Origin of the sequence: Arundinibacter roseus, from assembly GCF_004348825.1 — a bacterium.
GTDB classification, from domain to species: Bacteria; Bacteroidota; Bacteroidia; order Cytophagales; family Spirosomataceae; genus Arundinibacter; species Arundinibacter roseus.
In genome coordinates this window covers 145,276-168,205 of record NZ_SMJU01000009.1, presented here as the reverse complement: position 1 = coordinate 168,205, position 22,930 = coordinate 145,276, and the positions used below count along the sequence as shown (strand labels likewise).

Here is a 22,930-nt window from a genome sequence, read left to right as displayed (position 1 = left end):
TCCTCTCAGAACCCTGCAAAGATAGCAGCTTTACCGTAAAAGCAGAACGGTACCCGTTTTGATATAGTCCTTGCCGGTATTGTCCCGGATAATTACCTTGTATACATATTGTCCCTCCTGAGCGGGATTTCCCTGCGTGCGTCCATCCCAGCCTTCGGCGGTATCACCGGTTTGAAACACAACTTGTCCCCATCGGTTATAAATAAACATTTGAAAGCTGTCAAAAAACACACCCTTTACCCCAAAAAAATCGTTGATGCCGTCGCCATTGGGAGAAAATGCATCGGGTAAAAAGAGGTTGGCTTCCCGCCGGAATAAAATCACATTGGAATAGCTTAAAAAAGCACCATTAGCTGATCTTGTCCGAATCTGATAGTTGAATTCCTGGGTGTCAGGATCGTCAAACTGAGGGTCGAAGGTCGTATTGAGGCCCACATCGGTTTCGGTGTCGTTGCTGCCTGGGTTTAGTTTTATAACCAAAAAAGAAGTCAGGTCATCTGTAAAGGGACTTTCGTCAGTCCATCGAATGGTCGTTCCTGAATTTTGTAAAAATATAGTACAGATAGGCGGGCTTGGGTCTGAGCGATTGCCGCAGGCATTTTCGTACAAAACCCGGTAGCAATAGGACCGTACGGAGGTGGCTGCCGTTATATCGGTATAGCGATTGGTATTTTCGGTCACGCCTACTTCCTGAAATCCATTGGTTCCGTTTTCTGCCCGTTCAAAAATCATTTTGTAAGTTGGCGTAGTGCCCTGCAGCGGCGGAAAAGCCACGAGAGAAACGCTTCCATTCTGCTCTACGCTCACAAGTGCCTGCTCTATGACACTCGGTTTAAGGTCTGATTTGGCAGTAACTTCCAGCGGCGCAGATACCGAACGGGCCGTTTGGGTGAACGCAATTACCTGATAGCGATAGGAAATTCCGCACTCTACGTTGAGATCTATGTAGGACGTTTGGGTTGTTGACGTAAAGCTCTGAACGATAATTCCGTTACGCAGTACCTGATATTGTAAAAAGTTCTGACTGTTGGGGTATTGATTCCAGGTGATTACGTTCCGTTCATTTTCGGCTATGCCTTTTACCAGCATGGTACAAATTTCATCAGAGTCAACGGACGTGCTGCACGCATCCGTTGAGCGCATTTTGAGGCAATGTACCTGCTCCGGATTCAGGGAAGATAGCGTGAGCTGCTGTGGGCCACCCTGCGTACTTTTGATGCCCAGCGCTGCATACGGCTGACTTCCGCTTTGCGCCCATACTTCTGATTCTATAAGTTGCAGACCTGAATAGGAAAGACCGACGGTTCCGTCGGCCCGCGCCACAACTTCGGTGATTCCGATTGTTGCCATGTTGTCGCGGCGAACCTGTACGGGCAAGGTTATGGGATTACTTCCATTACAGTCGCCCGAAAAATACGCTCCCTTTACAGTAATTATCCGCGCTCCCGTTCCAGTATATAGGTGCTCCGCAGTTAAAGCATTGCCTTTATTGATGTATTCTACCCCTGAGCCATCATTCCATTGAATTTCAAACTGATCGTACTGACGGCTGATGCTGTCATCGGCAATAGTCAGCAGTACTCTTCCTCCTGTACATGCCGTGGCCGTAGCTTTGGGTGGGGTGCGGTCGCGGACAATTATCTCACGGCAGGCAGTGATGCCCGTGGCGCCGCTACTGCCAACCTGCAAAATACGATACCTGCCAGGTTTGCTAAAATTAAATGATCGACTTGTAGTGGTAACCGGATTGGGCTCTCCTTTGTAGTCAAAATTGTAAGCAATGTTATTAGCACCAGTAACGGTGCTTTCAACAGTAACCGTAAATGGTGCACAGCCTTCGATGGCGGCTGTACCGCCTGCTCCGTTGATCGAAAACCCTCCGCCGCTGCCGGTAAGGCATAAATCCTGCGTATGTCCGGGCAAACTCCATCCCAGCAAACAACTCATCAGAAAGACCCGTACTAGTCTGCAATGCCACATGTGTACTATTTGTAAAGTTTTTATCGAAAGTGGTGATGAAAATGAAATGAATGGAACGCTGAGCAGGTGTTCAGGAAACGGAACCGTCCAAACCTTTGTTTTTCAAGTACTCAAAAGTAAGACTTTCCAAACGAAGGATTTACCTTTACATCCTAAAACGAGAGAAGCATTAAAACTATTTTTCATCAATCGAACTAATGAGCAACAATAATACCAAAATACGGCTGGATTCTGTGGAAGAAGCCATCGAAGATATAAAGGCGGGACGGTTGATAATCGTAGTCGATGACGAAGACCGTGAAAATGAGGGAGATATGATTGGCGCTTCGGAGCTGATTACCCCGGAGCTTATCAACTTCATGGCCCGTGAAGGGCGCGGCCTCATCTGCGTTTCGCTCACCGAAGAGCGGTGCAACGAGCTGGGTCTTGAAATGATGGTGGGCACCAACACCGCCACCCACGAAACGGCCTTTACGGTATCGGTTGACCTGCTCGGAAACGGCTGCACGACGGGTATTTCGGCTTCCGACCGCGCCAAAACCATCCGGGCACTTGTGGACCCCGCCACCCGGCCCGAAGACCTGGGCCGGCCGGGCCATATTTTCCCGCTCAAAGCCAAAGCCGGTGGCGTGTTGCGCCGCACAGGACATACCGAAGCCTCGCTCGACTTTGCCCGTCTTGCGGGTTTGGCGCCGTCGGGCGTACTCATCGAAGTGCTTAACGAAGATGGTTCCATGGCCCGTTTGCCCGAATTGCGCCAAATTGCCGATCGGCTGAATATGAAGCTCGTCACGATAAAAGACCTGATCGAATATCGTTTAAAAGAAGAATCGCTCATCAAACGGGAAATCGGCGTGGATATGCCGACCGAGTGGGGGCATTTTGACCTGATTGCCTATCGGCAAATTACTACGGGTGATCTGCACCTGGCGCTCGTAAAGGGAAGCTGGGAAAAAGATGAGCCCGTACTCGTACGTGTACATTCGTCCTGCGTGACGGGCGATATCTTTGGCTCCTGCCGCTGCGATTGTGGCGGACAGCTGCACGCTGCGATGGAAATGGTTGATAAAGCCGGAAAGGGTGTCGTGCTGTATATGAATCAGGAAGGCCGTGGAATTGGTCTTTTGAATAAACTAAAAGCCTATAAATTGCAGGAAATGGGCCGCGACACCGTGGAAGCAAACCTCGAACTTGGATTGCCGATGGACGCCCGCGATTATGGTGTCGGTGCACAGATATTGCGTGATCTCGGTATTTCCAAAATCAACCTGATTTCTAACAACCCCAAAAAACGGGTAGGGCTCATGGGCTATGGTCTCGAAATTGTGGATTCTGTTGCCATAGAAATTCCCTCAAATCCACACAATGTAAATTATTTGCTGACCAAACGCGACAAAATGGGGCATAGCCTGTTGAACCTGACGGTCTCTACTACGAAAGGTTGAAAGAAACAACCGGAATGTGTGGGGTCAGGCAAAGAGGTAGTTTGTTCATTCATTTGTACCAATTAGCTTAGCGCCCCGTTGGGGCCAATCCATAGTAAATACTCATTTGGCATGTCTATTTTGATTCAAAAAGCAAGTTCTACGACCGACCTGGCCAAATGCCGCCGGGCCATACAGGCACTTCGTCCTAAACTAACGGATGAACAATACGACGACGCCATTCTGAAAACGCTCGCCGACAACCGGACAATGGTGTTTGTGGAGGAAAATGAGGAAGCCGCCGCCGTGGCTGTTTTTGAAGTAGGGTACAATCTTTTTCGGGGAAAATATCTTTATATCGATGACCTTTCCACGCTTCCCGAATACCGGGGGCAGGGCTATGCCGGACACCTGGTCGACTGGATTTTGGCCTACGCCCGGCAGGAAGGCATCGACGAAGTACATCTGGATTCGGGAGTTAATGACGCCCGCACGGATGCGCATCGGCTCTATCTCAACAAAAGATTTAAGGTAACAAGCCTGCATTTTGCCGTTTCCATTCGCTAGCAAATAGCGTTCAACGACGCAGTGGAGGATGGTTATATGCACTATGTCAGATAAAAAGGCTCCCATACCTGCCACCCAACGCCGCTGGATTACCCTCGCCGCCCGCATCGGCCTGGTTGCCATCGGCATTGTCTATTCCCTGATCGGCATTTTGACTCTGTCCGCTGCTTTTGATTTGGGGCGCTCGGGTACCAAAGGCAATGTGTCGCAAGTGCTGGACTGGCTCCAGGCGCAGCCTTTGGGGCAGGTGTTGCTTGGGCTCATCACGGTCGGCATGCTTTGCTATTCGCTGTGGCGGGTCATTCAGGCGATTTACGATACCGACAACAAAGGAAATAGCATTCAGGGATTAGCCATTCGGGCATCTTTCCTGTCGTATGGACTTGTGTACGGTTCCTTCACTTTTTATGCAGCCCAACTTCTGCTGGGCACGAGCAAAGGCGTTGAAAATACGCGGCAAACCGTAGCCTACGAACTCCTGACTCGACCTTTTGGGCAATGGATGCTCGGCATTGTTGCGCTTTTTACCCTCGGAACGGGCATTTACCAAATTTATTTATCGCTTTCCGGCGACTATCGGCGCATCGTTCAGGAATCTCCGCTGGATACTCCTGTGCAGGAAATGCTCATAAAAACCGGGAAAATTGGCTACATCGCTCGTGGATTGGTGTGGCTGGTATTGGGCTATTTTCTGATTGAAGCTGCCATTCAGGTGGATGCAAGCGAGGCTGGTGACTCTGATGCCGCGCTTGATTTTATGGAAAGGGAATACGGCTCACTGCCGCTGGCGCTTGTTTCGCTGGGATTGGTGTGCTACGGAGTTTTTATGTTTGTCAGAGCGCGCTTTCAGCCAATCATTAATTCAAATAGGAAGTCAGGTACTTAGGGGCCTCACGGGTGGGCTGGAATACTTTTGGTGAAGAAAAAAGAAACATTTTTTTTCACCAACCTACTCGTTCCCCTGTATGACTATTACAACACCCAAAGCACCTTCGCAGGATCAATGGATTGAAGGAGCAGCTCGCGCCGGTCTGATCGCCAAAGGTGTGGTCTATTCTCTCATTGGTATCCTGACCGCCACCACCGCCTTCGAATTGGGCAGAAATGCCGACAAGGGCAGTAGAACAGAGATTTTAAATTGGATTGAAAAACAACCCTTTGGTCAGATTTTATTGGGACTAACCGCCCTCGGCCTACTATGCTACGCGATCTGGCGATGTATTGAAGCCATTAAGGACACCAATAAAAAGGGTAATTCGGCGAAGGGGTTAGGCAAGAGAGCGGCCTATCTGGCAAGTGGACTGGCGTATGGCGCCTCCACGTTTTATGCCGTGCGGTTGCTGATAGGGAGTGGCAGCAGCGGCAATGGCGACTCACGGCAGACGTTGGTTCAAAAGTTACTGGAACAACCTTACGGGCAATGGTTGGTAGGGCTATTGGCCGTCGGGACAATGGCGGTTGGAGTGTACCAAATCTACTACGCACTTTCAGAAAAATATCGAAAAAAAATACGTGAGTCAAAACTGAGACGGGAAATACAAGGTACGTTGATTCATACCGGAAAAGCAGGCTACATTGCGCGGGGCATTGTGTGGCTGATTATCGGTTACCTCTTTTTGAAAGCCGCCATTCAATCCGACCCAAGTGAAGCAGGAGGTTCAGATTCTGCGTTTAGTTTTGTTGAAAATGAATATGGTACCGTAATCCTGGGCATCATAGCGCTGGGATTGCTTTGCTACGGCGTATTTATGTTTGTCAGAGCACGGTATCAACCCATTCAAACCCGCTGATCGGTCTGTTTTTTTTGAGGTATTAAAAAATAAAAAAATCCCCGCAGGCAACCCGGCGGGGATTTTTCGCATTTCTATACTCAGGAAACCAAAAAACTCAGCATGCTCTCAGAAATTGTACGGCAGTGCCAACGGCAAAACCCTTTCGCCCAAAAGCGACTGTACGACCATTTCGCCAACCGCCTGTACCGGCTTTGCCGCCGCTACGTCAAAAATCCGCTCGAAACAGAAGAGGTTTTGATGAATGGTTTCCTGAAAATCTTTTCATCAATTGCTGCTTTTGAGTACCGCAGCGACGACGAACTGACCGTTTGGATGAAGCGCATCATGACCAACGAGGCTCTGATGCACGTACGGAAAAATAAAGCATTTGCACATTTTTTTGACGACAGCGTCACTTTGGAATTGAACGTTCCGTCGCAGCCTGCACCCATCGAAAGCGACCTGCATGCCGAAGGAATTCAGGAACTGATTTTGAGTCTCCCCGATGGCTACCGTACGGTTTTTTGTCTGTACGCGCTGGAAGGATTTACCCATAAAGAAATCGGCAACATGTTGTCTATCAGTGAAAATACGTCAAAGTCGCAGCTCAGTAAGGCGCGGGCGGCCCTGCAAGTTTTACTCCTTAAAAATGGATACAGCTATGAACGAAAATAAACCGGACAAACTTTTTCGGGACAACGCCGAATACCTGGCCGATCAGCCGCATGGCGACTTTGACCCAACGGCTTTTTGGCAGCAACTGCAACCGGAATTATCAAAGCAAAATCAACCAAATAACACCAAAAAAAGAAGTCTTTTTTGGTGGCAATCGGTGGCGGCTGCGGTGCTGCTTATCTTGCTGGCTGTGGGTACGTATAGAGCATTCCGTACAGAAAATCCGGCGCCTTTGGTTGCGGTAAAGCCTGAAAAAATTTTTGTTCAGAAAGCTACTGAAAAAAATAAAGCTACTAGTAATCAGTATTTTACAGCACATAAACCACAAAAAGCTGCATCAAATGAAACAAAAAAATCAAAGATGCAGATTGAAATTTTACCTGCCGTAAAAGTGCCGATACCTGACGTGCTGCCACCAGCAGAACTGGCTGTAAAAACACCTGATGTAGAATCAATTAAACAAGAATTTCAGCCCGAAGAACCGATTCTCACTCAGCCCAAATCCGAACCGGCGGAGCTGCGAATCGTGCATAGAAATGAACTGCGAAATCAGGAAAAACAGCAACAAAAAGCCCGCACGCAAGTAGCAATCCGGCTGGGGTTTCCGGCTGCTCAGCAACCGTCTGCGCCTTCGGGTGGTGAGCAAATTCCACTCAAAATTTCAATTCAAAAAGTAATCAACTAGTACACTTTTTCTTACGTCAAATTTTTATTTCATGAAAAAAACAATGCTTTGGATCGCCCTCCTGCTGGGGAGCGTAACGGACCCCCTGTTGGCTCAGATTGGAGATATTAATGTTTCCTTTGACTCCAAACTGGATGCAGAAAAATTTAAAAAAGACTATCCCGGACTGATTACACCCGCAACGCTGGAAGTGCAACTTTCCAAAGGCAATGTGCTGCTTCTGAGGGCTTCTACCTATTCGGCAATCAAGCGGGTGCAACGGCCCGATTCGTTGCTGCGCATTTTTTGGGAGTCTTACGGAGAAATTATTGAAAAACAACCCCTTACGACAGATGGACTTTCGGTACGATTTGAACCTGAGGCGGACGATGCCGAAGCGGTGCGTTGGGAAAAATTTCCGCAACCCCGATCTGAATTCTCGGTCCTGAATCAGGAACTCGTACGGATAAAATCGGTGCTGGATACACTGAAAATAAAGCTTCGGGCAACGGTCAATCAACCCGAAGCAGAGATGTATTTACTGATAAATGATCTTAGAGATCTTCCCCAACTGCTGGAAGAAACCCGAGAGAAAACCGCTTACCTGATTGAACAGATGGAGAAAGAGACGGATCCCGTAATTCTGGATCGTTCACCGGAAGCATATGGGCGTTATTTGGGAGATCGCAACGTACAGGTGGCAAACTTCGGCTCAGATATGCTCATCATTTCTCCGGCAGTAAGTTTGGGCTATATTCGTGGAAACTGGATGACTTCACTGAACGCAGATTTTACGCTGTACCTCGAAAAATCACATCTAAAACCCAGAGTTGGCTACCATCAACAGTATTTCTTTTCGCAGGCGGAGGGAGGGAAACCAACCTTTGTACAAAATGGATTTATATCTGCCGGGCTTACTTTTTTTCAAAAAACGGAAGCAACTTTAATCGGTCGTAAGCCAATCAAACAAAGCGGTCAGCTTACGTTGGGCTATTTGGTGCATCGGCGCGGCGCTGTGTATGAGCCCCAAACCTGGCGTCTTTCGGGCGGATTTAGTCTCTCGCCTTTCGTAAAGTTGGAACCCGAAGTTTACTTTAATGGATTCTTTAAAAAACTAAGTCCGGGGTTGAGGATTTCGGTTGGGTTGTGAGTTAGATACAATACCACTTGACTTTATACTTCCCATTTTCTCTTCCAACCTGCGAAGTCACTCCCGTTAATTATCCGGGAGTGACTTCGTTGTAGAAGACTGCTCGTGCTGGCACGAAAATTTAATGAGGCTGACTAAACGTATAGTCCCATCAAATCATCTTCCCACGTTTCAGACAACGGGGAGCAACAAGCAGAAAAACGCATGAAACAGCCACAAGAAAACTACCTGTGGTGGCAGGGAGGTATTATTTATCAAATTTACCCACGTTCTTTTCAGGATAGCACCGGCGACGGTGTCGGTGATTTGCGGGGAATTATTCAACGGCTCGACTACCTGCAATGGCTCGGCGTGACGGCCATTTGGCTTTCTCCGATTTATCCATCGCCAATGGCCGACTTTGGCTACGACATTGCCGACTACGTGGGCATAGACCCGCTCTTTGGTACTGAGGAAGATTTTAGCGCCCTCGTGCAGGAAATCCATCGTCGGGATATGAAACTCGTTATGGATCTTGTGCCAAATCATACCTCCGATCAGCATCCGTGGTTTTTGGAATCTCGCTCGTCGCGTACCAATCCAAAGCGCGACTGGTACTTATGGCACGAGGGCCGGGCCGACGGCAGCTTTCCTAACAACTGGCTATCGGTGTTTGGGGGCAGCGCCTGGGAGTGGGATTCTGCCACGGAACAATATTATTACCACGCTTTTTTGAAAGAACAGCCGGATCTCAACTGGCGCAATCCGGAAGTACAGGAGGCGATGTTTGATGTCATGCGCTATTGGCTCGACCGCGGCGTAGACGGCTTTCGGGTAGACGTGATGTGGCACATGATCAAAGACAAACAACTGCGTGACAACCCGGCCAATCCTGCCTACGAATCATACATGGCAACTTACGAAAAACTGCTACCCACGTACTCAACCGATCAGCCGGAGGTACACGATATTGTGCAAAAAATGAGGTCCGTTCTGGATGAGTACGACCATCGGATGATGATTGGAGAAATATATTTACCCATACATAAGCTGGTGGTCTACTACGGCGTAGATAACAAAGGTGCACATTTGCCGTTCAATTTTCTGTTGCTTAGCCTGCCCTGGGAGCCGCAGAAAATCGCTGCTGCCATTGATGAATACGAGGGGGCTATTCCGGCCGGAGGATGGCCCAATTGGGTGCTTGGCAACCACGACCAACCCCGCATCAGCAGCCGCATCGGGATTCAGCAGGCCCGGGTGGCGGCGCTGCTTTTGCTTACGTTGCGCGGCACGCCTACGATTTACTATGGCGACGAAATCGGCATGCACGATGTACCTATTCCGTTTGAAGAAGTGCAGGATCCACAGGGACTTAACATGCCCGATAAAAATTTGAGCCGCGACCCGGCCCGCACGCCCATGCAGTGGGAACCTACTCCTCAGTCAGGCTTTACGACGGCACGCCCGTGGCTTCGGATTGCCCGCAGCGCCCCTCGCCAAAATGTACAAACTCAGCAGCAGGACGACCATTCCATGCTGTCTTTTTATAAAAGGCTCATTGCCCTGCGTCAGGCGGAACCTTCGTTAATGTATGGAAACTACATACCGGTGTATTCCGACAATCAGATTTTTGTCTACATCCGGCATCAGGAAGGCAGCGATCGTTTGTTGGTTGTGCTCAATCTGAGCCATCGGCCCTGCTATTTTAACCCGCCCAATCTACGTATACAGGGAACAGTTGTACTGGCTACACATATTGAAATTGAAGGTAGTCGTGTAGAGGACAGCCTGAGCTTATACGGCGACGAAGGCATGTTGATACGTCTTGACCCTGAACAAACTAATGCGTAATTCATGAAAAATCCTGGTGTACAATTTCTGGCCGACGCCGGAGCGTGCGAGTTTACGGTGTGGGCGCCTGAAAAAGAACGGATGGTGCTGCACCTTGTGTCTCCTGTGGAGCGGCACATAGATATGCAGAAGAATGAAATGGGCAATTTTACTACCTATGTTGACGACCTGCTGCCGGGTGCCCGCTATTTTTTTGCGCCCGAGGGTGAAACGGATTTTCCAGATCCTGCCTCTCATTTTCAACCCGAAGGCGTTCACGGACCATCCGAAGTAGTGGATCATCGGGCCTATCAGTGGCAGGACGGCGATTGGCACGGACTTCCGTTTAAAGACTTGATTATCTATGAATTACATATTGGTACTTTTTCCCAGGAAGGTACCTGCGAAGCTATAATTCCTCATCTCGACGACCTGGCCGCCACGGGTATCAATGCCATTGAGCTGATGCCCGTTTCGCAGTTTGCCGGAGACAGAAACTGGGGCTACGACGGCGTATATCCTTACTCAGTTCAGAACTCATATGGTGGGCCACTGGCACTCAAAAAACTGGTAGATGCCTGCCATCAGCGGGGAATTGCGGTTTTTCTGGATGTAGTCTACAACCACATCGGGCCCGAAGGAAACTATTTTTCGCAGTTTGGTCCGTACTTTACTGATAAATATACCACACCCTGGGGCACTGCCCTGAACTTCGATGGCGAATGGGCCGACGGCGTGCGTGAATATTTTGTCATGAATACCATTCACTGGCTTGAAAATTATCACATAGACGGCCTGCGGATGGACGCCGTTCACACCATTTACGATCAGGGAGCGGTAAGTATCTGGGATTTGCTGCATAGCCGAATCCATCAGTTGCAACAGCGCATGGGCCGACAGTTTTACCTCATTGCCGAAAGTGATTTGAACAGTCCACACGTGGTAAAAACTCCCGAAGTAGGTGGTATGGGGTTCGAGGCTCAATGGCTTGACGATTTTCATCATGCCCTGTATGTGCTGCTGGATGAGGAGGGAAAAGAGCGCTACCGCGATTTTGGTCAGGTAGAACAACTCGCCAAGGCTTACACTGACGGATTTGTGCATAGCGGAGAATATGTGTCGTTCAGGAAACGAAAACATGGGGCATCATCGGTTGGGATTCGGGGAAATAAGTTTGTGGTTTTTAATCAAAATCATGATCAAATTGGCAACAGAGTTGGGGGCGAACGGCTGAGTGTGCTGGTCGATTTTGAGCGTCTGAAAGTGGCAGCAGCGGCTATTTTGCTGGCACCCTATGTACCTATGCTGTTTATGGGGGAAGAATATGCCGAAGACAATCCGTTTTTTTATTTTGTAAGTCATTCTGAACCTGACCTGATTCGGGCAGTGCGGGAAGGGCGAAAAAAAGAATTTGAAGGTTTTCAGTGGGATGTTGAGCCGCCTGAACCTGATGATGAGCAAACGTTCCAACGATCTAAAATCGATCGGGCAAAGCGGCATAGCGGCAGGCATCAGGTGATGCTGCAATGGCATCAGCACCTGATTTTGATGCGGCGGACAGAGTTGGCGTTACAGAATTTTTGTAAAAATGAAGTACGCGTTCACGTGCTTGGGCAGCAGGGGTACGTGATGCACCGCATCAGCGAACATGAAGACGAACACCTGATTTGTCTCTTTAATTTATCTACAAAAAAAATAGCCTACACTTTTCCGGCACGAGAAGGACAGTGGGTCAAAATTTTGGATTCGACAGAAGAACATTGGCGGGAAGAGCCGGCGAAACAATCGGATTCGTATCCAAACGAACTTATGGCCGAAGCTCAGTGCGATTTGCCCTGCTGTTCAGTAGCCGTATATCGTCTTCTGCGGACATAAAAAAATCTTACTAGTGAGAGTGACGAATGTAAAAAATGGGGCGGGAAAAAAGTCATCAACTGATTTTCCCGCCCCGTTTTTTATCGATTATAAATCCAGGTCCATTCTTTCAATTGCTTTTCGATGGTCTCCCGAATCTGCCCCGGCTTCAGGCGCCAGGTCCAGTTGCCCGAGGCCGAGGCCGGTGTATTGGTGCGGGCTTCGGCTCCCAGCCCCAGTAAATCCTGAATGGGCAGGATTGCGATTTTGGCCACTGAGGCATAGGCAAGCCGCGCCAGGACTGTGTGTACGTTTGTTTCGTCGATGGTATGACCCGTGTACTGTTCAAGTCGTCGGCGGGTAGCGGTGTCGGCTTCATTTGTGTACCAGCCAACGGACGTATTGTTGTCATGTGTGCCGGTGTACACGATAAAATTGGGCGCATGCCCGTGAGGAATGTATTCATTAGAAGGCATGTTATCGGAGAAAGCAAAATGCAGCACCTTCATGCCGGGCAATTCAAACTGATCTCTCAGCGAAAGTACAGCGGCATTGATGTCGCCCAGGTCTTCGGCTACAAAAGGTAGTTTCCCAAAAGTGTTTTCGGCTGTTTGGAAAAAATCAGCGCCGGGTCCTTCTACCCAGGTTCCGTTAACGGCCGTTTTTTCACCGGCAGGAACTTCCCAATAGCTCGAAAAGCCCCGGAAATGATCAAGCCGGATGAGGTCAAAAAGCTCCATATTTTTTTTCAGCCGATCCATCCACCAGTCGTAGTTGCTGGCTTTGAGCACGTCCCAGCGGTATACGGGCATGCCCCACAGCTGACCGTCGTCGCTGAATGCGTCCGGCGGTACCCCGGCCACGCCCGAAAGAATCCCTTCTTCGTCAAGATGAAAAATAGAACGATGCGCCCATACATCTGCCGAGTCATAGCTTACATAAATCGGCAGGTCGCCCAGGAGCTCAATTTCCCGTTTGTTGCAGTACTCTTTCAGGTTTTTCCATTGTTTAAAAAACACATACTGTAACCACATAATTTTCCTGATTTCGGGAGCTGCTTCTGCTTCCAGCTGCGCCAGGGCTGCCGGGTCACGGTGGCGATATTCCTCGGGCCACTCAAACCAGGCTTTTCCCTTAAACCGTTCTTTGAGTAAGGTGTAGCTGGCAAAATCGGGCAGCCAATCGGTGTTGTGGTCACAAAATTCGTCAAATCGCGGATCAGGAATCGTTTGCTGACGCTTGCAAAATGTTTCCCAGGCTTGCGCAAAAAGAAGATCACGCACACGCTTAACCTCCGAAAATGCAATTGAATTTTCTTTGGGTAATGTATTTTTTTGTAACGCCTGTTTCGTAAGCAAACCTTCCTTAGTCAATATCTCGGGACTAATCAGAAGAGGATTGCCCGCCCGGCTCGATGTGGAGCTGTATGGTGAGTACCCTTGCTGTTCTTCCACCGGATTGATTGGTAGCAACTGCCAGAAATGCTGACGGCTACGTTCCAGAAAATCAGCGAACGCAAACGCTTCGGGGCCCAAATCGCCAATGCCAAATGCCGAAGGAAGTGAGCTGATGTGCAGCAGTACGCCCGCGCTACGCTCTTTTCGGGCCGGAACAGCCTTCATTACTGCAAAAGGTAAAGGAGCAAAAATAGACTGAACGGAAAGTTCTTTTTCAGAAAATCCGGTTTTAGGCAAGGCAATACTTTCCCAATTGTTGGTATAGTCGTCGGGTAAAATCAGACGTGTGTCCTGCCAGTCGAGTGTCGAAATGTCCCGGTTTTGTGATTCGCAAAGTCCGGCCGTATGGATCGGAAACGCCACGAGATACGTATGCCGATGATGATGCCGCAGGTAGGCCACTACGTTATTTTTGTAGGCACCTTCTACGGTTAGCGGCAGGTAGGATCCGTGCAAAAAAAGTTCGGGCAGTTGCTGTCTGATTGTAAAAAGTTGCTGATGCAGCCAAAGTTTCAGCCGACCGTCGTAGCGGTTTTGCCACAATTCTTCAAGCAAGGCCGGGGTGTTTTCCTGCATAGCAAATTCTGAAAGCCAGGTCTGTCGTTTCTCGTAGTCTACGGGCCTCCGGTTGTCGGGGTCTACCAGGCTTAGGTCCCAAAGTTCGCAGCCCTGATAAAGGTCAGGTACGCCTGGCGCGGTACATTTCAGAATGACCTGCGCCAGAGAATTTACGATGCCGTGATCCGATATTTTTTTGTGAAAAGTGCTGAAACTGGCAAAAAACGGTCGGTGCGGGTCAAGTAGCGCGTGGGTAAAATTCTTGGTTGCGGCTTCGTAGGCTTCGTCCGGTTCTGCCCAGGTTGAGTAGGTTTTAGCTTCTCGCAAAACTTTTTCAAGATACTCATCCATCCGTTCGGCAAAGGTCTGAACGCCGTCGTCATCGCCCGGCATAGGATATGCCCCGGCCAGCGTTTGGTAAATAAAGTACTCGTCGTTTTCGTCAGGTCCTTCTTCTGCATCTTTGAGAGGGTCATTCATGGCTTGCCATTCTTTTACAAGCGACAGCCATTCGTCCGGCAGGTCGGTGAGTACATTGAGTCTGGCGCGAACGTCTTCCCCCCGTTTGGTGTCGTGGGTGGCGGTAGAGTTGAGTGCAAGCGGCCAATGACTTTGCCGTAACTGCATATGCTGATGAAATTCATCGGGCGTGATTCCAAAGATTTCGGGCGAGTTACCGACTTCGTTATGCCCAATGAAGCGATTGTACGTATACATCAGCGTATCTTCGACGCCTTTGGCCATCAATGGGCCGGCAAACTGCATGCACCGTTGGTAAAAATGCGCCGTGCGCCGATTGCGGGCCGCATCGCCTTCGTAGGGTTTTCTTAAAAAAATATCTTCCAGAATACCAACTGCCTGATGCAGGTCGGGATCGTAGCGGCGTACCCGAAACAGCAGTTTTTCAAGGGCAGCGGTTTCTTCCGGATCGAGCGGAAAGCGATTTCCGTAGTAGCGGTAAACCGGGCATTGAATCAGAAATTCACCGATGGCACTCTTCATGTCATCTTTATGAATGGCCGCAAAAAGACGTTTGTCGATCAAATTGAGCCGGACAAAAAGCTGGTACAGGTTTTCGAGCTCGCCGCCCATGTGCTCAAACAAAATATGCTCTTTTTTCTCACGCTGAAGCTGCGTTAGCGACATAGGTTCATGTACCAGCTGATTATAGAAGAGCGTAAAGGCATTTTCGCTTTCCGTGTTGGTAAACAGATTGGTCATTTGCGCCATGAAATCATAGCCGGTTGTCCCCTGAATGGGCCATTGAGCGGGAAGGTTTTCGCCCGGTTCCAGGATTTTTTCTACACAAATAAACAGATCGTCTCCTGCCAGTTCGCGAAGTTGTTCCAGATAATCCGATGGGTTGTAGAGCCCGTCGATATGGTCCACGCGCAAGCCCTGAATGGCGCCTGCGTCAATCAATGTTTTGATAAGCGAGTGATAATGTTGAAAAACCTCATCGTTTTGAATATTGAGGCAAATCAAACCATTGATTGTAAAAAAACGTCGAAAATTGATGGTATTATCCGTTTCCTGCCAGTCGCACAGGCGATAGCTCTGCTGCGTGGAAACTTCCAGAAGTTTGTCAGGGTCTGCGTTGATTTCTTTCAGGCGGCTTTCAATAAATTCTTTTGTTTCAAAGGTTTTGAACAGAGCGGCCCACTGCTGCCGCAGTTCGTCCCAGGCAAGTGCGTAGCTCTTCCGATCTTCCAGTTGATCCAGCTTTTCTACCTGCTCACAAAACTGACGCATGGTTTCGTTGGCAGGCAGCTCTAATCCTTCCCGTTGGAGCAATCGTGCGTAGGAAGCCGGATTTAGCGGGTAGCTATTTTCCTGGTATGTAAACACCAGCCGGTCGCCGTCGTAGTGTAGCCTAAGTTCCTGGCGTTCCAGAATTTCTTCGAGCGGGGCACCCAAAAACGGCACCATGATGCTTCCCTGATGAAGGGGGCTGTTCCAGGCAATGTCAAAAAAAGGAGCGTAGGTCGATTGGGTTCCTTTTTCGAGTACGTCCATCAGCCACGGATTGGACGGATCAAAGGCCATGTGGTTGGGGACGATGTCCTGCAACCATCCCATATCCAGGCTATTAAGGGTGTTTTTGAGATGCATGAGCGCTTCCATATCGCCCAGTTCCGGATCAATTTCGTGCGGATTCACGGCATCGTAGCCATGCGTACTACCCGGTGTTGATTCAAGAATAGGGGACGCATAAATGGTTTTTACTCCGAGTTGATGCAGGTAAGGAAGTATTTTTTCAAAATCAGAAAATGAAAATCCCTGATGGAATTGTATGCGATAGGTTGTAATCGGATTATACATGGCCATTGGTGTAGAGTTGAAAGGATTGTGAAGGAATCATGGTTCCGGAGGCGGTCATGGGCAAATGCTCGCCCTGCCCGCTACCACCCCACTGTGTATCAGATGAATCCAGTATTTTTTGCCAGGATAGATTTTCCAGTTCAGGAAAAGTTACGGGTTGCGGCTGATCCGAAAAATTCAGAATACATATCATGTGCTGCTCTTCGTGCCATCGGTGCAGAATCAGCGTTTCTGCTTCTGCGTAGACTTTTACAGAAAGCTGCCGACGGTTCAAATGCCGCAGTGCAGGTTGTGTTTTTCGCAGCGCAATCAGCTTTTTGTAGTACTGAAACATCTGCTGATGCGGCGTTTGGGTCAGAAGCTCCCACTGGGGTTTTGAAAGCGCATAAGATTCCAGTGAAAACGGGTCGGGCGCTTCGCCTATGGCGTGAAAAGCGGCAAACTCCTTTTTGCGACCCTGCCGTACAGCCTGCGTAAGTTCGGGGTCAGAGTGGTCGGCAAAGTACAGAAACGGATGCGGCTCGCTCCATTCTTCCCCCATAAATAGAAAGGGTAAAAAGGGACTCAGGATCACAGCTGCGGCCATGGTTTTTTGCATCTCAAAACTCATCAGCTGACTGCTTCGCTCCCCGAGCATCCGGTTGCCGATCTGATCGTGATTTTGTGAAAAAACAATAAACTGCTGACCCGGATTATCGTCGACCCGTGTACCAAAAAAACGCTTGCGATGATTAGAAAACTGCCCGCTAAAAACAAAGGCATCCGTGTAGGCTTTTGCCAAATGCGAAATGCCTTCAAAATCGGTGTAATAGCCGGTGCGCTCGCCTCCAGCCGTGACCCGCAGCGCATGATGAAACTCATCAATCCATTGGGCATCTAGTCCATACCCACCTTTTTCGAGCGGAGCAATGTATTTGTTGTCGTTCAGATCAAGCTCCGCAATGAGGTAGTGACGCTGTCCGGTTTGGGCCATAAGCTCATCGGTACAGCGGCGAATATCCTGCAAAATATGAACGGGACCAAAATCTTTGAGCGCATGCACAGCATCCAGTCGCAGTGCATCAATATGAAAATCACGAAACCACATCAGCACATTTTCGATCACAAACTGCCGGACACCATCGCTCCATGCATCGTCAAAGTTGATGGCGCCGCCCCAGGGGGTGTAGTATTTGGGGTTGATGTACGGTCCAAACTGCCCGAGGTAGTTTCCTTCCGGTCCCAGATGATTGTACACTACGTCCAGTACCACCGCAATTTGTCTTTGATGGCAGGCATTTACGAGCCGCTGCAAGCCGTGAGCTCCGCCGTAGGAGTGTTGCACCGCATATGGAAATACGCCATCGTAGCCCCAGTTGCGTGTCCCCGGAAACTGTGCCAGCGGCATGAGCTCAATAGCCGTAATGCCCAGCTCGTGCAGGTAGTCCAGTTTTTGTTCCAGTGCTTCAAAAGTACCTTCGTTGGTAAAGGTGCCCGTATGGATTTCATAGAATATATAGTCGTCCAGCTTAGGGTTTGTCCAGGCCTGATCGTCCCATTCAAAGTCCGTAAGGCGCAAGGCTTCCGACGCACCATGAACACCATCCGGCTGCGAGAGTGAAGCAGGATCGGGAAACTCATTTTTCCCATTGATTCTGAACAAATACCGGTCTCCGGGCTGCAATAAAGGGGTTTCCAGCGACCAGTAGCCATAGTCAATGCGGGTGAGAGGCACGGCCTGCTGCTGATGATGCAGGATCAGATCCATAGATTCGGCCTCGGGTGCCCACACAAGAATTGTTGCTTCGTTGGCGTCGGTAAAGTTTACGCCCAGGGTTTTATCGCTTATGGGAATCGAAGTCATATTCTTGTCGTTTGATAGGGAATTTCAACAAAACCACCGATCGACTATCGACCAGCACCGTATCGCCGGGTTTGTATACGGGGCCATCTTCCTGAATAGTATCCTCACTTGTATCCAGAATTTTCTCCCAGAAATCGCCATACTTTCGGGGAGGAAGTACATAGTTCAAGGGCTCGTAGTGCGCATTAAAAATGACATAAAAATTATCATCCATGATGTTTTCTCCCCGAGGCCCCACGCAGCGAATCCCCCTTCCATTCAAAAATATAGCGAGTGACTTAGCGTAGTCGTGGTTCCAGCTTTCGTCCGGCATTTCCTTTCCTTCGGGCAAAAACCAGGCGATATCTTCCAGGCCAATTCCCTTAATGGGCATTCCCTGAAACCAGCGTCGCCGCCGAAACGTAGGGTGCTTGCGACGCAGGTCAATTAGTTTTTTTGTAAATGCGAGTAACGAATGATCCATTTTGTCCCAGTGCAGCCACGAAATCTCATTGTCCTGACAGTAGGCATTGTTGTTTCCTCCCTGCGTGCGACCCACTTCGTCGCCAGCTACCAGCATAGGTACGCCTTGCGACAGGAAAAGAGTCGTCAGATAATTACGTTTTTGTTTTTGTCTCAAAAAATTGATCTCAGCGTCGTCGGTTGGGCCTTCGTGGCCACAATTCCAGGAGCGGTTGTGGCTTTCTCCATCGTTATTATCTTCGCCATTTGCCTTGTTATGTTTATCGTTGTACGACACCAGGTCATGCAGCGTAAAACCATCATGCGCTGTTACGAAGTTGACGCTTGCCGTGGGTTGACGGTAGCCTTCTTTGTACAGGTCGGAACTTCCGGTAAAACGCTCGGCAAATTCGGCCAGCATACTATCGGCTCCACGCCAGTAGTCACGCACGCAGTCGCGGTACTTGCCGTTCCATTCGGCCCAGCCGGGCGGAAACTTCCCTACCTGATAGCCGCCTTCGCCAATGTCCCAGGGTTCGGCAATAAGTTTGGTTTGAGAAATAACGGGATCCTGATGAATAATATCGAAGAAAGCACTCAGGCGATCTACCTCGTGAAGCTCACGGGCGAGGGTGGAGGCAAGGTCAAACCGAAAACCGTCGACGTGCATTTCCTCAATCCAGTAGCGCAGGCTATCCATGATCAGCCGCAGAACATTGGGTAGCTGAGCATTAAGTGTATTGCCCGTACCGGTATAATCCATAAAAAAGCGCCGATCTTCGGTATGTCGATAATAGGCGGCATTGTCAATTCCTCTGAACGAAAGCGTAGGCCCCAGGTGGTTGCCCTCGGCTGTATGATTATATACGACGTCAAGAATTACCTCAATGCCCGCCTTGTGCAAGTCACGAACCATTTGCTTAAACTCAGTAACCTGCTCGCCACGGACGCCGCTGCCAGAGTAGCGCACATCCGGTGCAAAGAAACCGATGGTGTTGTACCCCCAATAATTTGACAAATCTTTTTCCTCTAAATGCCGATCCGATACGAAGTGGTGAATAGGCATGAGCTCAACTGCCGTAATTCCCAGACTTTTAAGATAATTAAGCGTGACCGGGTGCGCAATTGCAGCGTAGGTTCCGCGGATATCTTCCGGAATGTCCGGATGCAAACGCGTAAAACCCTTTACGTGTAGTTCATAAATAATAGACTTATGGTAGGGAATGCGCGGCAGCTCGTCGTCGCCCCAATCGAAATGATGATCAATGACTACTGCTTTGGGGATAAATGGCGCACTATCCAGGTCGCTGAAACTCATATCCTGATCAGGATGCCCTATCTCATATGAAAATAGCGAATCGTGCCAGCGAATGGTACCCGCAATTGCCTTTGCATACGGATCCAGCAGAAGTTTGTTGGGGTTAAATCGATTGCTCTGTAAGGGATCATAGGGGCCGTACACCCGATACCCGTAGAGCTGTCCCGGTGCAAGGCCAGGTACATATACATGCCAAACGTGATGAGAAATTTCCCTAACTCTGATCCTTACCGATTCGGTTTGGTCGTGAGGTTCGTCGAAAAGGCAAAGTTCTACACCGGTTGCATTTTCAGAATATAAAGCAAAATTAACTCCCTTGCCGTCCCAGGTTGCCCCTAACGGGTAAGGATCGCCTGGATAAACGGTACGCTGTACCTTGGCCGAAGGCTTTAATACTTTATTTTGGGTACGTTTTTTTTTAGTACTTATAGTTTTTTCCATAAACGTAGAGGACTGTGGTTTTTCTCCGCTTCCAGCAGATTTTGATTGCTTAAAATCTATTTAAATATCTGTGCCACTGACGAGCTGAAGCAAAAAAAACACAGCCTAAGCTGTGTTTTTTTATAAGAAAATATGATTTTCAAAAAAATTAACTACTTGATTTATAAGGGGAAATGTAAAATTTCCTTTATTTTATCTTCCAACTGAGGAGGCGTGAAGGGTTTCGTTAGGAAGTCGTCCATACCGGATTTTAACGCCTTTTCTTTTTGATCCAGCATAGCGGAGGCTGTTAGGGCAACAATGGGCGTTTGCTGATTCGGATTTTGGGTACTACGAATCGCAATCGTTGCTTCGTAGCCGTCCATGATGGGCATTTGCAAATCCATCAAAATAAGATCGTACAAAGCCTGATGCGCTTTGGAAACCGCCTCCTGTCCATCCTGAGCAATTTCAAAAACTACCTGCCATTTGTTTAGGACCGTAGAAATATATTTCTGGTTCATCAGACTATCTTCCACCACCAGAATCCGCCTTCCGGCAAGGGATGCATTGTCGGAAAGATTCCCTAGAACGGGCGCAGGTTTTACGGCTACCGAAACCCCGGAAGTAAGTCCATACGTAATCGTGAACGTAAAAACTGTTCCTTGTTTTGGTGTACTTGTTGCCCGGATTTCTCCACCCTGCAGGCGCACCAGTTCTTTCACAATTGCCAGTCCCAGCCCAGTGCCTTTGTGTTTTTGGCGTTGCCGGTCGTTTACCTGTTTGAACTTTTGGAAAATAAGATCCAGCTTATCTTCGGCGATGCCAATACCCGTATCAAACACCTGAAATTCGAGCGTAATGTGCGTATTCGTTTGGTGCATCGGTTTAACCCGAATCCCGATTTTACCTTTTTCGGTAAACTTATCCGCATTGCCCAGCAGATTCATCAAAATCTGATGAAGCAGCACTTCGTCGCCTACGACCGTAGACGGCACGTTAATATCCAGCGAGGCTTCTACCTGAATGGGCCGGCCTTCCATTTTTAGCTGAAAGGTGCGTTGCAGCGTACGCAGCGAGCCGGCAAGGTCAAAGGCCCGGGCCTGAATTTCGATTCGTCCGGCTTCAATCTTGGCCATATCCAGCAAATCCGAAATGAGCGAAAGCAGGAAGTTGGCCGAAACTTTTAGAATATCAATGTATTCGAGCTGCTCAGGCGTAGGCCTTGTATCGTACAGCAGGCTTGCCATGCCAATGATGGCATTGAGTGGCGTCCGGATTTCGTGGCTCATGTTCGCCAAAAATTCTTTTTCGGCGATTTGGGCTTCCTCGGCCAGGTTTTTGGCCAGCGCCAGATCTGTTTCCAGCTGTTTGCGGTTGGTGATGTTGTAATGTATGCCGATGGACCCCGAGACTTCACCCAAATGATTGTACACAGGCGCAGCGCTGACGAGTACCCAGATAAGTGATCCGTCTTTCTTAATCAACGGCATTTCATAGCTGCCCGACTCTCCTTTGAGACGTTTTTGCTGATTGTTTGCCATCAGCTCGTAGTAATCTACGGGCAACAAAATTTCGGTGGCTTTTTTCCCGATAAGTTCTTCGGGTTCGTACCCAACCATGCTGCAAAAATATCCGTAGGCTTTCAGGATTACTTCATCAATATCGACTTCCAATAGCCCCAGCTCCATGTTTTCGATGATGCCCCGGTATTTTTCCTCACTGCGTCGAATCAGCTCCTGAGTTTCGTAGACCTCCGTAATGTCGTTGTAGCGCCACAAATGACCGAGGTACGAGTTTCCTGAAAAGATAGGAATGTAGTCCCGTTCCAGATAGCGGTTATTGTTCATTTCAAGCTGCTCATTTACTACCAATTGTTTGTTTCTGAGCAGTTCGTCAATTCGGGCAACAAACTCTTCGGGCTGCTTGAAAAGGTGCTTGGATTGTTCGGCCCACTGCGAGCAATCCAGACCAATGAGATTTTCCGGGGATGTGGGAAGATCAAAAATATCGCATATCGCCTGATTTACTAAAACTGTGTACCGATTTTCATCTTCTACCAAAATTCCTGAATGTAGATTAGAAATCAGCGATGATAGCCTGAGTTGAGTCGTATCAAGTTTTTCTTCGGTGAGTTTTCGGGCAGTGCGGTCACGGGCGACGGCAACGAGTTCGGCAATCTCGCCATCGGCCGTGAAAATCAGCTGCACATTCTGCCCAATCCAGATGACCCGTCCAGATTTACTCAGTGCTTTAAATTCAAAATAAGAACGCTCTTGTTTTTGCTCAAAAACTTTTGCGTAAAAAGAAAGAACTTCCGATTTGGAGTCAGGATGCAGCAGTTCAATGAACGACATTCCCAGAATTTCCTGCTCAGAGTATTCAAATTTCTCAATCCCAATCGGGTTGACATACGTAAACCGCCCCATCTGATCAGCACGATAGAGCACATCCAAAGCCGATTCTACCAGTTGCTGATACCGAGCCTCGGTTTCCTGCAAAGCGGCCGTACGCGTTTGGACTTCCTGTTCGAGTTCTTCATTCAGCCGACGAAGTTTTTCATTAGCTTCATGAAGTTCAGTGGATTTTGTTTCCAGAATAGCCTCCGCACTTTTTCTGGCCTCCCGCTCGCGCTCCCATCGCCGTTTCCAAACATCCTCGTTGAGTTCTGCCATA

At 48.9% G+C, this 22,930-nt stretch carries 14 protein-coding genes; 9 read left to right on the top strand and 5 right to left on the bottom strand.

Going from position 1 to position 22,930, the window contains the following annotated elements:
* Positions 1 to 30: 30 nt before the first annotated feature.
* Positions 31 to 1,980 carry a T9SS type B sorting domain-containing protein gene (locus EZE20_RS15675; RefSeq protein ID WP_132119334.1) on the bottom strand — a complete coding sequence of 650 codons (1,950 nt, stop codon included), beginning with the start codon at positions 1,978 to 1,980 and terminating at the stop codon, positions 31 to 33.
* A 197-nt stretch (positions 1,981 to 2,177) separates the two neighbouring features.
* Between EZE20_RS15675 and EZE20_RS15670 the strand changes: the two genes are divergently transcribed.
* The 9 genes from EZE20_RS15670 (at position 2,178) to treZ (EZE20_RS15630) (ending at position 11,916) form a co-directional block, all read left to right on the top strand.
* A complete protein-coding gene (locus EZE20_RS15670; RefSeq protein WP_132119332.1) occupies positions 2,178 to 3,425 on the top strand; it encodes a bifunctional 3,4-dihydroxy-2-butanone-4-phosphate synthase/GTP cyclohydrolase II in 1,248 nt (415 codons plus the stop codon).
* Positions 3,426 to 3,536: 111 nt separating this feature from the next.
* A complete protein-coding gene (locus EZE20_RS15665; RefSeq protein WP_228713786.1) occupies positions 3,537 to 3,971 on the top strand; it encodes a GNAT family N-acetyltransferase in 435 nt (144 codons plus the stop codon).
* Between the two features lie 43 nt (positions 3,972 to 4,014).
* Entirely contained in the window at positions 4,015 to 4,857 is an 843-nt protein-coding gene (locus tag EZE20_RS15660) for a DUF1206 domain-containing protein (RefSeq protein WP_132119330.1), read from the top strand.
* A 79-nt stretch (positions 4,858 to 4,936) separates the two neighbouring features.
* Complete coding sequence (locus EZE20_RS15655) at positions 4,937 to 5,761, top strand: DUF1206 domain-containing protein (RefSeq protein ID WP_228713784.1); 825 nt, start codon at positions 4,937 to 4,939, stop codon at positions 5,759 to 5,761.
* Positions 5,762 to 5,863: 102 nt separating this feature from the next.
* Positions 5,864 to 6,418: an RNA polymerase sigma factor gene (locus EZE20_RS15650; RefSeq protein WP_132119328.1), complete on the top strand. Its 555-nt coding sequence runs from the start codon at positions 5,864 to 5,866 to the stop codon at positions 6,416 to 6,418.
* Positions 6,405 to 7,103: a hypothetical protein gene (locus tag EZE20_RS15645; protein ID WP_132119326.1), complete on the top strand. Its 699-nt coding sequence runs from the start codon at positions 6,405 to 6,407 to the stop codon at positions 7,101 to 7,103. The genes EZE20_RS15650 and EZE20_RS15645 overlap by 14 nt, the downstream gene beginning before the upstream one ends.
* A 31-nt stretch (positions 7,104 to 7,134) precedes the next feature.
* Entirely contained in the window at positions 7,135 to 8,232 is a 1,098-nt protein-coding gene (locus EZE20_RS15640) for a hypothetical protein (RefSeq protein WP_132119324.1), read from the top strand.
* A 204-nt stretch (positions 8,233 to 8,436) separates the two neighbouring features.
* A complete protein-coding gene (locus EZE20_RS15635) occupies positions 8,437 to 10,062 on the top strand; it encodes an alpha-amylase family glycosyl hydrolase (RefSeq protein ID WP_132119322.1) in 1,626 nt (541 codons plus the stop codon).
* Between the two features lie 3 nt (positions 10,063 to 10,065).
* Positions 10,066 to 11,916: a malto-oligosyltrehalose trehalohydrolase gene (gene treZ / locus EZE20_RS15630; RefSeq protein WP_132119320.1), complete on the top strand. Its 1,851-nt coding sequence runs from the start codon at positions 10,066 to 10,068 to the stop codon at positions 11,914 to 11,916.
* A gap of 80 nt (positions 11,917 to 11,996) precedes the next feature.
* On the opposite strand, the gene treY is transcribed toward treZ (EZE20_RS15630), so the two are convergent.
* From treY to EZE20_RS15610, 4 genes are all read right to left on the bottom strand, one after another.
* The gene (gene treY / locus EZE20_RS15625) at positions 11,997 to 16,238 is read right to left on the bottom strand and encodes a malto-oligosyltrehalose synthase (RefSeq protein WP_317129179.1); all 4,242 of its coding nucleotides are present in this window, start codon (positions 16,236 to 16,238) and stop codon (positions 11,997 to 11,999) included.
* Positions 16,225 to 18,075: a malto-oligosyltrehalose trehalohydrolase gene (gene treZ / locus EZE20_RS15620; RefSeq protein ID WP_132119318.1), complete on the bottom strand. Its 1,851-nt coding sequence runs from the start codon at positions 18,073 to 18,075 to the stop codon at positions 16,225 to 16,227. Before treZ (EZE20_RS15620) ends, treY begins: the two co-directional genes overlap by 14 nt.
* Positions 18,050 to 20,275, bottom strand: a complete 2,226-nt coding sequence (gene glgX / locus EZE20_RS15615) for a glycogen debranching protein GlgX (RefSeq protein WP_132119316.1) — start codon at positions 20,273 to 20,275, stop codon at positions 18,050 to 18,052. The genes treZ (EZE20_RS15620) and glgX overlap by 26 nt, the downstream gene beginning before the upstream one ends.
* Before the next feature lie 161 nt (positions 20,276 to 20,436).
* On the bottom strand, positions 20,437 to 22,929 hold the full coding sequence (locus EZE20_RS15610) for a PAS domain S-box protein (protein ID WP_132119314.1): 2,493 nt from the start codon (positions 22,927 to 22,929) through the stop codon (positions 20,437 to 20,439).
* Position 22,930: the final 1 nt, after the last annotated feature.

Excerpts from the sequence above, each read along its gene's own strand:
- EZE20_RS15675 (WP_132119334.1), bottom strand. The coding sequence starts at position 1,980 with ATGTGGCATTGCAGACTAGTACGGGTCTTTCTGATGAGTTGTTTGCTG.
- EZE20_RS15670 (WP_132119332.1), top strand. The coding sequence starts at position 2,178 with ATGAGCAACAATAATACCAAAATACGGCTGGATTCTGTGGAAGAAGCC.
- EZE20_RS15665 (WP_228713786.1), top strand. The coding sequence starts at position 3,537 with ATGTCTATTTTGATTCAAAAAGCAAGTTCTACGACCGACCTGGCCAAA.
- EZE20_RS15660 (WP_132119330.1), top strand. The coding sequence starts at position 4,015 with ATGTCAGATAAAAAGGCTCCCATACCTGCCACCCAACGCCGCTGGATT.
- EZE20_RS15655 (WP_228713784.1), top strand. The coding sequence starts at position 4,937 with ATGACTATTACAACACCCAAAGCACCTTCGCAGGATCAATGGATTGAA.
- EZE20_RS15650 (WP_132119328.1), top strand. The coding sequence starts at position 5,864 with ATGCTCTCAGAAATTGTACGGCAGTGCCAACGGCAAAACCCTTTCGCC.
- EZE20_RS15645 (WP_132119326.1), top strand. The coding sequence starts at position 6,405 with ATGAACGAAAATAAACCGGACAAACTTTTTCGGGACAACGCCGAATAC.
- EZE20_RS15640 (WP_132119324.1), top strand. The coding sequence starts at position 7,135 with ATGAAAAAAACAATGCTTTGGATCGCCCTCCTGCTGGGGAGCGTAACG.
- EZE20_RS15635 (WP_132119322.1), top strand. The coding sequence starts at position 8,437 with ATGAAACAGCCACAAGAAAACTACCTGTGGTGGCAGGGAGGTATTATT.
- treZ (WP_132119320.1), top strand. The coding sequence starts at position 10,066 with ATGAAAAATCCTGGTGTACAATTTCTGGCCGACGCCGGAGCGTGCGAG.
- treY (WP_317129179.1), bottom strand. The coding sequence starts at position 16,238 with ATGGCCATGTATAATCCGATTACAACCTATCGCATACAATTCCATCAG.
- treZ (WP_132119318.1), bottom strand. The coding sequence starts at position 18,075 with ATGACTTCGATTCCCATAAGCGATAAAACCCTGGGCGTAAACTTTACC.
- glgX (WP_132119316.1), bottom strand. The coding sequence starts at position 20,275 with ATGGAAAAAACTATAAGTACTAAAAAAAAACGTACCCAAAATAAAGTA.
- EZE20_RS15610 (WP_132119314.1), bottom strand. The coding sequence starts at position 22,929 with ATGGCAGAACTCAACGAGGATGTTTGGAAACGGCGATGGGAGCGCGAG.